The organism is Pseudoalteromonas sp. S3776, from assembly GCF_005886915.1.
Classification (GTDB): domain Bacteria; phylum Pseudomonadota; class Gammaproteobacteria; order Enterobacterales; family Alteromonadaceae; genus Pseudoalteromonas.
Genome location: NZ_PNCU01000007.1, coordinates 137816 through 152370, shown reverse-complemented (window position 1 = coordinate 152370; position 14555 = coordinate 137816). Strand labels below are relative to the sequence as shown.

Below are 14555 nucleotides of genomic sequence, written 5' to 3'. Positions count from 1 at the left end.
CCAAGCTTTAATTTACTCACTAATCGAAGGAATATTGTTATGGCTAAAAAAATACTTATGGTACTTACCTCCCATTCAGAGCTTGGTAACACAGGCGAAAAAACAGGTTTTTGGGTAGAAGAATTCGCAGCCCCCTACTACGCGTTTGTAGATGCCGGTGCAGAGGTAACACTTGCTTCCCCTGCAGGTGGCCAACCACCGATTGACCCAACGAGTACACTTTCTGATTTTGAAACTGCTGCAACAAAGCGCTATGACAATGACAGCGCAGCACAAACACTTATGGCAAACACAAAAAAATTAAGCGAAGTAAACGCCAGCGACTTTGACGCTGTATTTTACCCAGGCGGCCACGGCCCACTATGGGATTTAGTAGATAACAGCGATTCAATCTCACTTATCGAAAAGTTTGTAAAAGAACAAAAACCTGTGGCGGCTGTTTGTCACGCTAGTGCTGCTTTTTTAAATGTTAAAGACGAGCAAGGTAATACGCTTGTAGCCAGTAAAAAAGTGACAGGCTTTAGCAACTCAGAAGAAGCCGCCGTGCAATTAACAGATGTGGTGCCATTTTTAGTTGAAGATGAACTTATTAAAAAAGGCGGTGATTATCAAAAAACCGACGACTGGGGCGTATTAGCTGTAAAAGATGGTTTAGTGATTACAGGCCAAAACCCCGCAAGTTCAGAGCTTGCGGCGAAAAAGCTATTAACCAAACTTGGTTAAACAACCATTAAGCGCGGTGTATATCGCCGCGCTTTTTAAATTGCTTTTAATAGCGAAAACATACTCCTATACTGGTACAAAATAATCCTACAAAGGCGTTTATATGCCAACTAACTCATCATCTTCTTCAGTTATAACCAGTACTCGATTTGCAATATTTAGCGTTGTTTTTTTGTGCTTAGTACTGCAAATTATCAATAGCTTACCAGGCATTACCCTTAATGGTTTAGGAATTTATCCGCGAAGTGTACAAGGGTTAATTGGCATTTTATGCGCTCCATTTTTGCACGGAAGCTGGTGGCACTTTGCTAGCAACATGCTGCCTTTTACTGTACTTAGCTGGCTTATTTGCCAATACAGTGTAAAACGCTTTTATACTGTGTTCATTTTTACTGCATTAATGGGCGGGCTATTAGTGTGGGCCTTTGGTCGTAGCAGTTTTCATGTAGGCTTAAGCGGTGTTATTTATGGTTTGTGGGGGTTTATACTGTGCTATGGAGTGGTTAGGCGCTCATTCAAATCGATTGTTATTGCCGTAGTAGTTGCGGTGCTTTACAGCGGATTTATTTGGGGCGTTTTGCCACAGCGCTTTCATGTCTCATTTGAAAGTCATCTATTTGGTGCGTTAAGTGGGTTCTTTTTAGGGTATAAACTTGCCAAGTCAGATAAATTAAAAGCACGATAATTTTTTGCATTGTCTTTAAATAATTATTTACACCCCCAGCTTTTTATTTGTCAGTATAGAAATTAATACATTTTAAATTGAGGTTATTTATGAGTAATGAAAACGAATACACTGCGCCTAGAGTGTGGACGTGGGACAGTGAAAGTGGTGGTAAATTTGCTAACATCAACCGCCCTATTGCAGGCCCCACACATGATAAAAACTTGACCATTGGCGAACATCCATTTCAACTTTATTCCTTAGCCACGCCTAATGGCCAAAAAGCGACCATTATGTTTGAAGAGTTATTAGAGCTTGGCCTAACCGACGCCGACTACGATGCCTACTTAATTGACATTGGCGAAGGCGACCAATTTGGCTCGGACTTTGTTGATATTAATCCAAACTCTAAAATTCCCGCGCTCATGGATCACTCAACCACGCCACCAACACGCATTTTTGAGTCGGGTTCAATTTTACAATACTTGGCAGAAAAATTTGATGTACTAATACCAAAAGATTTTAAAGCCAAGACAGAATGCCGTAATTGGCTGTTTTGGCAAATGGGATCTGCACCTTATTTAGGGGGTGGATTTGGCCATTTTTATAGCTACGCACCAACAAAAATGAAATATCCAATAGACCGCTTTACTATGGAAACTAAGCGACAACTCGATGTATTAAATCGTCACTTGAGTGAAAACGAATACATGGCGGGTAGTGAATACTCTATTGCCGACATTGCTATTTGGCCTTGGTATGGCTCATTGGTGCTTGGAAAACTATACGACGCTGCCGAATTTTTAGATGTAGCCTCTTACACTCATGTAATGCGCTGGGCAGAACAAATAGCGAAGCGCCCCGCTGTTAAACGTGGTCAACGGGTTAATCGTACTTGGGGCCCAGAAGAAGAGCAACTCAGCGAACGTCATAGCGCTAACGATTTTTAACTTAAAGCCCATAACAAGACATTGTGTTATGGGCATTTTTTTATTTAAAGTCTGCATTTTTCTATCATTAAACTATATTTATTATTGTATTTTTATAAATGTAACCCGCATTACTTTAATAAGGCTTTGATGAGTGCAATATAAAAACCTAAATAGTAATGAACGCATAGAAGCCGTAAAACTTTTATATTCTAATGCTTTATCTGGCATTGGCGTTTCTGCATTGGTAAGCTTTGTGCTTGTATTTGCTTTTGACTTAACAAATAAGACAACCAAACAAGAAAAAATAATTTGGCTTTTTTTCATGCTGGTCATTTTAGCAATTAGGCTAATTGATGTTATTTACTTCAACTACACTAAAGGCGTTAACCACCAATTTAATGCAAATAACTTTTTAAAACGCTTTTCAGTGGGCTGCATTGCAACTGCTATTTCATGGTCATGTTACGCACTGTGGTTTCATAAAAGCTCATCCATCGTTGAAATTACCACCACAATAGCTATTTTGTCTGCCTTTGCTGGAGGCTCTGCCAATTTGCTCTCTGGCAGTCGTTTTACCTCAGTGTGCTACAGCATTATTTTATTAATGCCTTACTCTTTAGTGCTTAGCTTATCTGATAACTATTACCAGTATATACTTGGGTTCTTAGGCATTACTTTTTCAGCCATTATGGTTGCCTCTTCCTATAAATCTGCCACTTTTACCCAAACAGCAATAAAATTACGAAATCAAAACCGCAAACTACTTAACGAGATGGAAAGCAAAGTAGAAAAACGCACTGAAGAAATTTACCGCTTATCTAATACTGACCCACTAACAAATTTATTAAACCGCACCGCTTTTTTAAAAGTGGCAAATAAACAACTGGCAGATCACCCCGAGGAAAAACTCGCTTTACTTTTTGTAGACCTAGATGGCTTTAAGCAAATTAATGACTCTATGGGTCATAAAGTTGGCGACCAAGTACTTAAAGAAATAGCCGAGCGGCTCACTAACGTTTGCACCCGCCACTTATACAAATGCCGCTGGGGCGGAGATGAATTTTTAATTTTAACAACCTACGAAGATCAACAAGATTTATTTAATTTTGCCAAAAAGGTGATTAAAAGCATTAGTGCCGAGCATGAACGATATAAATATCAAAGTTGGGTATCAGCCACTATTGGCATCGCTTTATTTCCTGAACATGAGGCTGATATGGGCGCATTAATCCGCTCAGCAGATTTAGCCATGTACCATCAAAAGCGAACTGCAAAAGGCTGCGTTAATATTTACAACAACGACTTAAAGCGTCAGCAAGAGCGCGAACAGTTACTCAGCCAACAATTAGCAATGGCAATAAAAAATAACGGCTTGCGATTAGTGTTTCAGCCTATAGTTGATAGTAAAACAACAAAGGTAACCTCGTTTGAATCGCTTTTAAGGTGGCAGTTAAATGGCGAAGCGATATTTCCCGATGAGTTTATTGCCATTGCCGAGCAATACAACCTCATAACCGAACTTGGCTTATGGGTGATTGAACAAGCGTGTGCGCAAGCTTGCACGTTTAAAAACGTACAACCCCCTATTGCTGTGAGCGTTAATGTATCTGTAATACAACTTCAAGACCCTGATTTTGTCACTAAGGTTGTAAATATAGTGAATCAATACCATGTAAAGCCCGAAAACCTGCACCTTGAAATCACTGAATCTGTGTTTGCAGAGGATAAGCTCACCTTTTTAGCCGCAGTAAAAGAGCTGCAAAAACAAGGGTTTTGTATTTCTATAGATGACTTTGGTACGGGGTATTCATCCTTATCGAGCATGTTAGATATTGGTGTAGATATAGTAAAAATAGATAAAAGTTTCATTCAAAATATGGATAAGCGAGGCTTAAGTATTATTCATGCAATTGTGCAAATGGCCTCAACACTTGATTTTATAGTAGTTGCCGAAGGCGTCGAAACCCTAGAGCAAGCCAATGTGCTAAAAGAAATTGGCGTGTCTCACCTGCAAGGTTATTATTTTTCTAAACCTATGGAACAACACTTTGTAGAATCATACCTCAACGAGCAAAACAAATTGTGTAGCTAGCAATATGAAAAAACTCACTAAAGAGCAAGTCTATAAACGCCTTAATAACGATGAAGACGCACGTGCCTGTAAAGACATAAACGATAAAGACTGCAAAGAAGTGGCTGGTAACTTTATTCTTTTATTAGCAAGCCAGCTTTTTAGTAAATTTGCCGATGCCCTCCTCAATCCTAAAGTAACCCTACCTTGGTTAATGCAAAGCTTAAACGTACCAAGCGCATTTATAGCCTGGCTTGTGCCTATTAGAGAATCGGGCTCTTTATTACCCCAATTAGCGATAGCCAATATTATCCGCCAACTCCCTGTGAGAAAGTGGGTATGGGTTTGCGGTGCATTTGCTCAAGCTTTATGTATTGGCGCTATGGTGGGTGTTTCATTTGTGCTAGAAGGCGCTCAAGCTGGCTATGCAATTTTAGCTCTGCTGGTGCTCTTTAGTCTCGCGCGAGGGTTTAATTCTATTGCCGCTAAAGATGTATTAGGTAAAGTTATTCCCAAAAAAAAGCGGGGTAATATTAGTGGCCTGGCAGCAAGTATTGCCGGCTTTGCAACACTCACCTTTGGTTTAATGATGTGGTTTTTTTCGGGGCAAAAAGAGCAAAATACGGTATTAATTGCGCTGTGTTTAGGCGCCGTTTTGTGGGTTGCTGCTGCACTTTTTTATAGCCGCATAAACGAATACAAAGGCGCGACACAAGGCGGTAAAAATGGCTTTTTAAATGCGCTAGGTAAATTAAAGCTGCTTTATCAAGATAAACAATTTGCACGCTTTGTCATTACCCGCGCCTTTTTACTTTGCTCAGCCCTGAGCGCGCCTTTTTATATTATTTTAGCAAGCTCTCAGCAGTTTGAATTTTCATTGTTGGCAATATTTTTAGCCGTGTCTGGCTTAGCAAGTTTAATTTCTGGGCCAATATGGGGAAGACTAAGCGATTTTTCTAGCCAAAAGGTGCTTGTGATCAGTGCGTTACTTGTCACCATAAATGGCGTAAGCGTGTTTGTAATAGCCTCATGGTATAGCCAACTGTTTGAATATGCTTGGGTAATACCTGGTTTTTATTTTTTGCTTTGTATTGCTCATCAAGGGGTGCGGCTGGGGCGTAAAACCTATTTAGTGGATATGGCACAAGGCAATAAACGCACCGATTACGTGTCGGTTAGCAATACTGTAATTGGTATTTTGCTTCTAATGTTAGGCAGTATAGGGCTTTTAGATGCATTTTTATCAACCGCACAGCTTATTTTGTTGTATAGCCTGCTCGGTTTATTGGGTGCTATTAGCGCGATTTTTTTGCCTCAAGCAGAGTAAACCCAATCCGCACTAATACGTAATCAATTAAGCGAATGGGTATAATAAAAAAGCCCAACAAAATAATTGCCGGGCTTTGGACTTAAGACCTAAGGATAAACGCTCAGCTTTACCTCAAGTTATAACACCTAAGCTGTTACATTTAGCAGTGAATCGCCTTCACTTAAGCCAAATTTTTCTTGTACCGATGAAAGAATTGATTCTTTATCTTCATCTGATAGCTGGCTTGAATACTCAGTTAATAACTCATCTAAGTAGCTAACCACTTCGTCAGTATTAACAGATTCTAGCGCGTTTTGTGGCGGCGGTGGCGGGTGCTGCCCTTCAGGGCGTCCTGCATCGCCAATACTTTTAGCGTCAAAATCAAGTTCGCTCATTAAATCCGCTAACTCTTTTGTAGGCGAGATCCCCTGCTCTTCAAATGCGGCTTGAATACTTTGCGCATCTTCTGTGCTTAGGTTTTGTGCATCAAATTCTGCCAGCGTTTCTTTAACAAACTCAGTTTGCTCTGTGGTTAAAGCACTTACTTGACTCGATTGTTGAGCCATAAAACTCGCTGAGCTACCAATACTGTTGATCATTTTTTTCTTCCTTAACGTGCGCGGCGTGGTGGCTTGTGTTCACTTAATTCTTGTTCGCTAATTTCGCCATTCCCATCGGCATCTATTGCATCAAAAATAGTTTGCGTATCGCCTTGCGGTGGCGCACTTTCACTAAATTCTGCAAGGCTAATCACACCGTCACCATCTGCATCTATGCTCGAAAAGTCAGGTTTAGGTGGTGGGTTATCACCGCCTCGGGCTGCAACATTGGCTGAAAAAGCCATAGATAATAATGCAGCAACGGCAAAAGTAGAGAAATGCTTCATCGTGGTCACCTTGGGTTAGCTATTAATAAAGGGTATGAATATAAAGTACGCCTAAAAAGCGCAAACATTGTGCAAAAAATAAGGAAATAAAAATAAAGCTGATTTTTATCATGTTATTTTTACCTTATTCGGTATTTCGGTTATTGTGATAACTAATTACCTAAAACCACTTTCAACACGTTTTTGAGAGCTAACATACTAAGGGCCTATAAACATACATGTTTAATCTTCCAATTTTTCTAGTTGTATCGCAGTGAAAATACCTAAACGCCTCCAGCCACTCGTTGATGATGGCCTAATTGATGAAGTGATAAGCCGCTTAATGAGCGGCAAAGAAGCGGATGTATTTGTGGTACGCAGCGGTGGCGAAATTCGCTGTGCTAAAGTCTACAAAGAAGCCGTTAAACGCAGCTTTAAAAAAGCCGCACAGTATCAAGAAGGTCGAAAAGTGCGAGGCGGACGCCAAGCCCGTGCCATGGGTAAACGCTCTAGTTATGGGCGGCAACTAGAAGAGGAGATTTGGCAAAATGCAGAGGTAGACGCGCTTAGCCGTTTATCACGCGTTGGCGTTAGAGTTCCCGACACTTATTTCTGTATTGATGGCGTGTTGTTAATGGAGCTTGTGTGCGATGAAGACGGTGATGTTGCTCCACAGTTAGGGCATGTGACCCTTACGCAGCAACACGCTATTGAGCAGTACAGTATGATGATTCATTATATTAAATTAATGCTGTGCGCGGGTATTATCCACGGTGACTTATCGGAATTTAACGTGCTTGTTGATAATAAAGGGCCTGTCATTATTGACCTTCCGCAAGCTGTAAACGCCGCGGCTAATAACAGTGCGCAAGCAATGTTTACGCGCGATGTAAACAACATACGCCGTTATTATGCGCAGTTTGCACCTAGCCTTTTAAAAACCCAATACGCAAAAGAAATGTGGGCACTGTTTGAAGAGGCCAGCTTAACGCCAAACACGGTGCTCAGCGGAGAATTTGAAGACAGTAGCGAGGTTGCAGATGTAGATGCTGTACTAGATGAAATACAAGCGGCCGAATACGAAGAGTTCGACCGTTTAGAACGTATTAAAAATGCAGATGATGAGTAAAGCTGCGCTCACTGTTAGCTATTGAGGGTGAACAAACCGATAGCCCACCCCGTAAACCGACTGAATAACGCTTTCGGTTTGCGTTACTTCGTCCAGCTTTTTACGTAATTTTTTTATGTGGCTGTCTATAGTGCGGTGGCTAACTATACGTTGGTCTGCGTACATAGTATCCATTAAGCTATCGCGTGAGTAAATTCGGTTAGGGTTTGAATACAAAGGCTTAAATAGCTGAAATTCAAAATTAGTCAGTTCTATACTGCTATTTTTATAGTTAACACTGTAAGTACTTTCATCCAGTGTCATGGCATTATTTACAGGCTCTTTTGTGCTATTCACACGCCTTAAAATTGCTTTTACACGCGCCACCAGCTCAGCATAGCTAAACGGTTTACAAATATAATCATCGGCGCCCAATTCTAGCCCAAGCAATCGGTCAATTTCCTCTACCTTTGCCGAAACCATAATAATGGGCACATTAGAGAACTTTCTTATCGCTTTGCACAGCTCTATACCACTTTGCCCTGGCAGCATAATATCCAATAAAATAACACTTGGCTTATTACTTTCAAGCCAGCTAAGTACTTCATCACCATGATGAATAAGGTGCGTTTGATAATGATGAGTTGTTAAAAAGTCGCTCATTAAATTGGCAAGTTTTATTTCATCTTCAACAATGAGTATTTGCTCACTCATATTTATCCTCTACTGAACTAATAAGGGTAATTTAATAACAATGCCAAGCCCACCAATACTGGCTTTTTCAGCTGAGATTTCGCCATTATGACCTTTAACGATATGCTGACAAATGGACAAACCTAAACCAGAGCCTCCCTCTTGGCGGTTGCGAGAGCTGTCTACACGGTATAAATATTCAAACAAATGCGATAAATGCGTTTGCTCAACACCTATCCCATTGTCCTCTATTATAAGCTCTAAATAGGCTTGGCCTTTTATATTTACGTTATTGGCACTTAAAGAAATAGTTGAACACTGCGCGTAATGCACCGCATTCATTAATATATTATCTAACAATTGCAGTATACGTGTTTTATCTGCGTTTACTGTGGTGTTGTTAGCACTATTAAGAAGGTAAAAATTAATAGCGTGCTGCTTAAAAATAACATGGTATTTTTGCTCTATGGAGTTAAGTAAGTAGCCTACATCGGTTGGTTCCATGGTGTAATGCATGCCGCCTAACTCGGCACTATTGAGCATGTGTAAGTCGTCAATCAAGCGCTTTAAATGCAGCGCTTCATCGTTAGCAGAACTAATATTTTTATTATTTGGTTCACGTATCCCAAGCAACATAGCTTCAAGCTCACCAAGTAAAATGCTCATGGGGGTTCTTAGCTCATGTGAAATATTAGCAAGCCAACGTTTACGTACTTGCTCATCTTTAGCAAGCGTAAAGGCCAAGGTGTTAAAATCTTCACTAAGCTGGCCCAGCTCGTCTTTTCTATCTAATAAAAGTTTTGTACTGTACTGCCCTTTAGTAAGCTTGTGCATACCGCTTGCTATTTGTTTAACCGGATCAACCAAGTGGCGTGAAAGTAAAAAGGATAATAAAAGTGTGAGTAATACCGCAGTTAACGCTATCAGCCAAACATAATTAGTTTGTTGCTCTAAAAAGTCGAGTTCATAACCATCAGCTAAACTATCTCTTTTAGATACTGCAAGATATGCAATAACATTATCATCTACAACAATGGGGGTTTTTATATAGGTTAAATCGTTAAAATATTTACCGAAAATACGCTGCCCCTTTTCATCAAGCAAAGCATAATGTGCTGTATGTTCAGGTGGTGGTCGGCGCTCTCGTTGTTCAAAACGTTCGTGATTTCTAGGCCTTCTATCTTCTCGCATCAAAGGTCTTTGTGGTATATCGGGTAAATCAGATAAAAACTGGCTCGAGCGCAACTGAGATTCAACCAACCTCAAAAATTGCATATCACTGCCAATAATGTAATCCCACGATGGGTTTTTTTCGTATTTTTGAGCCAGTGTCACAGTTAAAGGCTCAAGCGCTTTTACTTCTTTTGCGTTTACAAAATCAATAACGCCTTGGCCTATACTGTACTGTATAAGCCCAACCAACCCAGCAATAATACTGAATGTGAAACTAAATAAAATTAAAAAAAGTTTGTTGTGAATTTTCATTAATCTTCGTCTTCAACCTTACTTGGGGAGCTTTCAAATCTGTACGTTATTAACTTTTCACTTTCGTCGTTAATATACAATGTAGCGACTATTTTTTTACCTTGTGCTGTCCAATACATATGCCCATGATTATTAAGGGTCACTGATATAGTATTTATACCACGTTTAAATAAAGACGAGGGTAAATGTAGTGCATGTCCGTATATTCGTTGTATTTTAACGCCATTAATATACAAATGTGCATGCCCTTGTAAAAACCCGTTATTAGGATTTATCGTAGCAGTCATCATTTGCTGCATATTCATCTTTCCCGCCGGCGGTACCGATAGGTCGTAACGTTGAGTGTCTAGTATTAAGTTATAGCCCGACATACTATCTTTTAATAACGCAAGACTCAGCGCCGGTGTAGGTGCATCATTTGGCACTGCGATAGGCATGTGGCTATGATCCATCATTTCCTGCTGCGCAAAGAGCTTAAAACTCAATAGCGCAGTAGTAACAAGGATCAGCGCGTATTTAATATAACGCATAGAAACTCCTTAAACGCCCGGCGGCGGGCCCATCGCTTCGCCAGTGTCACAGCTACCAATAGAGTTATCGGCAAGCTCACCTTTAAAGCGTGGGCCTATTTGATAAGGAAATGAAGGTTGTAATTTACCGTCGCTATCAAGCTTTAGTGTTATATGGTAGTGATAACCCTTGCCATCATTAGTATCATGGCCATTATGCTCATCGAGTTGAGCACCTGTTACCGCTTTATGGGCGTAATAATAGTCTTCAAAATAGTAACCATCGTCAGCATTAAGTGTATTTCCAGAAAGTGTCGTTACTTCTTCACCTATATCCGGACCTGCTTCACTTTCTTGCGTACCTTGGCTAATATCGTACTGATCAACTAACGTACAGCTTCGCTCTCCTTCGCTATCACAGCCCCCTTCACTTGTTGGAGCACCATAATCACGCATTTCCCATCCACTTAAAGCAAGCTCTCCATTACTTTCGTATGGGCCATAAAGAGGATAACCATCGGCTGCAAAACCATAAATAGGAGAATGTGCATCGCCATCATCTTCTAATAAACCAGCTAAACAACTTGTGTAAAAATGATGATGGTATTCCCCATTTGCAGCATGTCCACCACATATATCAACATCATATTGCTCTGCAATTGGGGCTAGCGTGTACCACACATTATTGCCATAACTCATACCATCACCCCAGTTAAATATACTGGTACCATTTACCATTAAGCCAACAGTGCCTAAACCTGTTTCACATGTATCGGTGTCTGATAAATCAGTAGGCGTAACGGGAAAGTAAGCCTCTACACTTTGCTCTGTAGGGCAACTGGGTCCTGGCGGCCAATAACCTGCGCCACCAGTGTCATTACAGTTTTGGGGACTGCTTTTATAACCAATGTCTTCGCCAAATAAAACGGTTTGCCCTGCAACAGCAGAGGTAACCCCATTATAAAAGTCGCTTGCTGCGCGCGGGCGATTATTTAACGCATCAACTTGATCTTGCGTAAGGGTAATATCATATTTTGGAATATCCGTTGCTTGCACATACATGTATTCAACATCAGTGCTTTGATCAGATACAGTTACCAGTTCGACCGACTGCACATCTTCAACAACACCACCGTTATTTTGTATATAAGTAGATGTGGTATCGTTGTTAATTATCCAGCTTGCAAGCTTTGCATCTGTATTTGATACAGCCACAGAGGCAACAACATTAATAGTAACGGTGTCAATAACAGCACTATTTACGCCATCATCTGCGCTTAACTCAAATACTAGCGATTCATCAGCGAGTACTTCTGGCGCGGTAAATTCGCTCGTTAATGTTGTACTTGATGTGAGAGTAACAGCAGTCCCTGATGACTGTGACCACGTAACAGATACGTCATCATCATCTTCAACGCTTGCATTTAAATAAACGGTATCGCCTGCGTTAACTGTTTGATCAATACCCGCATCAACGCTAGGTACACTATTACTAACAGTATCGCTGTCTGACGTTGTGTCTGCTGAGTCGCTGTTACATGCCGTTAAAGCTATACATAGTGTACTTAACGCAAATAATTTGGTGATGTTTGAGGTATTATTTTTAAATTGTACTTTCACTATTTAACCTTTTACATTAACGTTTAATAAAATAAAGTTAACAAGTAAAAGTGCAAACAATGTGCACGAATTATGAAAGATTAAACGCCCACGCTATGATGGACGTTTAACAGCAAATTTATCCCTTGTGGTTGCGTAGTAATCTCCGCCCATGCGCCCTACTGAATCTAAATTAGTAGGATCTATATAACCATCAACAAATGTTTCATCTTCAACGCAAATACCAACAATATCTAACAGTATCATTTGCCCACCACCGGGTTCGTTTGAAAAAGTAATCACTTCTCTAAGCTTACATTCGTAGCGTACTTTTGAATCTGCAACACCAGGGGCGGCAACCATTTCACTCGCTACTTTAGTAATATTAGCCGCATCAAATTCACTCACATCACTGGCGTAGTTTGCGCAGCTTTGATTCATTTTTTCAACCTGAGAATGGCTTACAATATTAACTACACACTCTTTAGTAGCTAATACATTCGCTAAAGTATCTTTGATTGCTTTATCTCGAGGGTTTACCTGCGTAACACTCAGTACTGGTGGGTTACAGCTCGCTACAGTAAAAAAAGAATATGGCGCAACATTCGCCACTCCATCTTTATTTAATGTACTTACCCATGCAATAGGACGAGGGCTGATCCCTCCCACTAGGTATGAGTACACATTCAAATCTTTATTTTTAGTTAAATCTAAAAACATATTTTTCCTTTTTAATATTTAAAGCTAAATCGTAATTTTAATATCTTACGTATAGGTACTTACAAACTCGCGCTGGTTTAATTATTAATATTAAAACTTAGACTGATTTAACCACAGCATAAGTTATAAACCTAGCAAACCTAAATTAGTAATGAGTTAATTTTATTATTTAAAGTTATAAACAAAGACATGCCTAAAAAAATAAACATAGTGTGGTTTAAACGCGATTTACGCCTTAGCGATCATCAGCCACTTAAAAATGCATTTAGTAATGGTTTACCCACATTACTGCTCTATAATTTTGAGCCTCTCATGCTTGCAGACCCGCATTATAACGAGCGACATTGGCGATTTGTTTATCAATCTATAATGGAAATAAATACGCAGCTTAAGCGCTTTAATGCCACCCTTTATGTTTACAACCAAGACATGCTTGAGCTATTGAGCACCTTAAGCTCACAATACCGTATAGAAAATATATTTAGCCATCAAGAAATTGGCCTAAATAACACCTTTGATCGAGATAAGTCAGTTAGCCATTGGTGTCAAACACAGAATATTAACTGGTATGAGTCACAAACGGGCGCTGTTATTCGTGGCAAAAAAAATCGCAGTCATTGGAACGAACGTTGGCAACAAACAATGCAAGCCGACATCGCAATCCCTAATTGGAAAAACATAAATACCGTTTCGCTTAATAACTATGTCACTCCAGAGCTGCCAAAAAGCTACACGCAAGAAAATGACAACTTTCAAATAGGCGGGCCATTACAAGCAAACAGTGTATTACACAGTTTTTTTGCAGAGCGCGGCAAGGGGTATCAAAAAGGAATATCTAGCCCAAGTTTAAGCCGTACTCATTGCTCTAGGCTTTCGCCTTATTTAGCATGGGGGAATATAAGCCTTAAACAGGTGTACCAAAAGGCTATTGATGAATACCATTCTAAACACCCCAATAAAAAAGGCTGGAAGCGTCCACTTGCTGCTTTTGTATCGCGCTTGCATTGGCATTGCCATTTTATGCAAAAGTTTGAAAGCGAATGCACGATGGAATTTAAAGCATTAAACCCGGGTTATCATGTATTTCCGTATCGTGCCGATGAGCATGTAGAACGCGATATTGAGCGCTGGGCACAAGGCCAAACGGGTATCCCGATTATTGATGCCTGTATGCGCTGCTTAAAAGCCACCGGTTATATCAACTTTAGAATGCGCGCTATGCTTGTAAGCTTTGTAACACATCATTTAAATATCAGTTGGCAGCAGGCAAGTTTACCGCTGGCAAATTACTTTTTAGACTTTGAACCTGGTATTCATTACCCGCAAATACAAATGCAGGCCTCTGTTACAGGTATTAATACTATTAGGCATTACAACCCGATTAAGCAATCTGAAGATCAAGATCCAACCGGTGTCTTTATTAAAAAGTGGTGCCCCGAACTTGAAAAACTGCCAATAGAATATTTACACGAGCCTTGGCAACAAACACCCATGGAAGCATTATTTAACGACTTTAAACTAGGAGAAGATTACCCAGAACCCATGCTTGATTTAACCGATGCTTCAAAGCAAGCACGCGAACGCTTATGGCAATACCGCGAGCGAGCAGACGTTAGGCGTGCTATTCCTAATATATTAAAAAGACACGTGGGGCTTACTCGCACAGTAAAACAAAAAACTAAGAGTCATCAACATGGCGCATAAAAAATTACATCTGCCACAAAAAATATGCCCTGTTTGTAATAAGCCATTTGCATGGCGTAAAAAATGGCAACGCGATTGGGATAACGTTATTTACTGCTCAGAGCGCTGTAAACGTAATAAAAATTAGGACCTATTTATCTTTAAAATTAGATTTCATCACTTCTCCAAATCAG

Annotated in this window: 15 protein-coding genes; 8 read left to right on the top strand and 7 right to left on the bottom strand. The window is 40.1% G+C overall.

All coding sequences use genetic code 11. From position 1 onward, the window contains the following. Positions 1-39: 39 nt before the first annotated feature. The 5 genes from CWC16_RS04520 to CWC16_RS04500 all read left to right on the top strand — a co-directional run bounded on the left by CWC16_RS04520 (position 40) and on the right by CWC16_RS04500 (position 5717). Complete coding sequence (locus tag CWC16_RS04520; protein ID WP_138540674.1) at positions 40-723, top strand: type 1 glutamine amidotransferase domain-containing protein; 684 nt, start codon at positions 40-42, stop codon at positions 721-723. A 103-nt stretch (positions 724-826) separates the two neighbouring features. Further along, a complete protein-coding gene (locus CWC16_RS04515; protein ID WP_138540673.1) occupies positions 827-1408 on the top strand; it encodes a rhomboid family intramembrane serine protease in 582 nt (193 codons plus the stop codon). 89 nt (positions 1409-1497) lie between these two features. Further along, positions 1498-2337 (top strand): glutathione-dependent disulfide-bond oxidoreductase, encoded by an 840-nt coding sequence (gene yghU / locus CWC16_RS04510; protein WP_138540672.1) that lies wholly within the window; start codon positions 1498-1500, stop codon positions 2335-2337. Positions 2338-2470: 133 nt separating this feature from the next. Continuing rightward, entirely contained in the window at positions 2471-4411 is a 1941-nt protein-coding gene (locus tag CWC16_RS04505) for a putative bifunctional diguanylate cyclase/phosphodiesterase (protein WP_138540671.1), read from the top strand. A 4-nt stretch (positions 4412-4415) separates the two neighbouring features. After that, positions 4416-5717: an MFS transporter gene (locus CWC16_RS04500; protein WP_138540670.1), complete on the top strand. Its 1302-nt coding sequence runs from the start codon at positions 4416-4418 to the stop codon at positions 5715-5717. A 128-nt stretch (positions 5718-5845) separates the two neighbouring features. Here CWC16_RS04500 and CWC16_RS04495 read toward each other — a convergent pair whose 3' ends face one another. Both CWC16_RS04495 and CWC16_RS04490 read right to left on the bottom strand, forming a co-directional pair. Continuing rightward, complete coding sequence (locus CWC16_RS04495; protein WP_138540669.1) at positions 5846-6298, bottom strand: hypothetical protein; 453 nt, start codon at positions 6296-6298, stop codon at positions 5846-5848. 11 nt (positions 6299-6309) lie between these two features. Then, positions 6310-6585 carry an EF-hand domain-containing protein gene (locus CWC16_RS04490; RefSeq protein WP_138540668.1) on the bottom strand — a complete coding sequence of 92 codons (276 nt, stop codon included), beginning with the start codon at positions 6583-6585 and terminating at the stop codon, positions 6310-6312. Positions 6586-6838: 253 nt separating this feature from the next. Here CWC16_RS04490 and CWC16_RS04485 point away from each other — a divergent pair, with 253 nt between their 5' ends. Next, positions 6839-7693, top strand: coding sequence for a PA4780 family RIO1-like protein kinase (locus tag CWC16_RS04485; protein ID WP_138540667.1), 855 nt, complete (start codon positions 6839-6841; stop codon positions 7691-7693). Positions 7694-7711: 18 nt separating this feature from the next. Here CWC16_RS04485 and CWC16_RS04480 read toward each other — a convergent pair whose 3' ends face one another. From CWC16_RS04480 to CWC16_RS04460, 5 genes are all read right to left on the bottom strand, one after another. Further along, complete coding sequence (locus tag CWC16_RS04480) at positions 7712-8386, bottom strand: response regulator (protein ID WP_138540666.1); 675 nt, start codon at positions 8384-8386, stop codon at positions 7712-7714. A 9-nt stretch (positions 8387-8395) separates the two neighbouring features. After that, positions 8396-9850, bottom strand: a complete 1455-nt coding sequence (locus tag CWC16_RS04475) for an ATP-binding protein (protein WP_138540665.1) — start codon at positions 9848-9850, stop codon at positions 8396-8398. Further along, entirely contained in the window at positions 9850-10380 is a 531-nt protein-coding gene (locus CWC16_RS04470; RefSeq protein ID WP_138540664.1) for a hypothetical protein, read from the bottom strand. The genes CWC16_RS04475 and CWC16_RS04470 overlap by 1 nt, the downstream gene beginning before the upstream one ends. Before the next feature lie 9 nt (positions 10381-10389). After that, a complete protein-coding gene (locus CWC16_RS04465; protein WP_138540663.1) occupies positions 10390-11979 on the bottom strand; it encodes a YHYH protein in 1590 nt (529 codons plus the stop codon). 93 nt (positions 11980-12072) lie between these two features. Continuing rightward, entirely contained in the window at positions 12073-12678 is a 606-nt protein-coding gene (locus tag CWC16_RS04460; protein ID WP_138540662.1) for a flavin reductase family protein, read from the bottom strand. Between the two features lie 189 nt (positions 12679-12867). Between CWC16_RS04460 and CWC16_RS04455 the strand changes: the two genes are divergently transcribed. Then, positions 12868-14382 (top strand): cryptochrome/deoxyribodipyrimidine photo-lyase family protein, encoded by a 1515-nt coding sequence (locus CWC16_RS04455; RefSeq protein WP_138540661.1) that lies wholly within the window; start codon positions 12868-12870, stop codon positions 14380-14382. After that, complete coding sequence (locus tag CWC16_RS04450) at positions 14372-14509, top strand: DUF2256 domain-containing protein (protein ID WP_138540660.1); 138 nt, start codon at positions 14372-14374, stop codon at positions 14507-14509. The genes CWC16_RS04455 and CWC16_RS04450 overlap by 11 nt, the downstream gene beginning before the upstream one ends. Positions 14510-14555 lie beyond the last annotated feature (46 nt).

Coding starts and splice junctions, on each gene's coding strand:
- CWC16_RS04475 (WP_138540665.1), bottom strand. CDS start 9,850: ATGAAAATTCACAACAAACTTTTTTTAATTTTATTTAGTTTCACATTC.
- CWC16_RS04490 (WP_138540668.1), bottom strand. CDS start 6,585: ATGAAGCATTTCTCTACTTTTGCCGTTGCTGCATTATTATCTATGGCT.
- CWC16_RS04480 (WP_138540666.1), bottom strand. CDS start 8,386: ATGAGTGAGCAAATACTCATTGTTGAAGATGAAATAAAACTTGCCAAT.
- CWC16_RS04470 (WP_138540664.1), bottom strand. CDS start 10,380: ATGCGTTATATTAAATACGCGCTGATCCTTGTTACTACTGCGCTATTG.
- CWC16_RS04495 (WP_138540669.1), bottom strand. CDS start 6,298: ATGATCAACAGTATTGGTAGCTCAGCGAGTTTTATGGCTCAACAATCG.
- CWC16_RS04515 (WP_138540673.1), top strand. CDS start 827: ATGCCAACTAACTCATCATCTTCTTCAGTTATAACCAGTACTCGATTT.
- yghU (WP_138540672.1), top strand. CDS start 1,498: ATGAGTAATGAAAACGAATACACTGCGCCTAGAGTGTGGACGTGGGAC.
- CWC16_RS04500 (WP_138540670.1), top strand. CDS start 4,416: ATGAAAAAACTCACTAAAGAGCAAGTCTATAAACGCCTTAATAACGAT.
- CWC16_RS04450 (WP_138540660.1), top strand. CDS start 14,372: ATGGCGCATAAAAAATTACATCTGCCACAAAAAATATGCCCTGTTTGT.
- CWC16_RS04520 (WP_138540674.1), top strand. CDS start 40: ATGGCTAAAAAAATACTTATGGTACTTACCTCCCATTCAGAGCTTGGT.
- CWC16_RS04460 (WP_138540662.1), bottom strand. CDS start 12,678: ATGTTTTTAGATTTAACTAAAAATAAAGATTTGAATGTGTACTCATAC.
- CWC16_RS04455 (WP_138540661.1), top strand. CDS start 12,868: ATGCCTAAAAAAATAAACATAGTGTGGTTTAAACGCGATTTACGCCTT.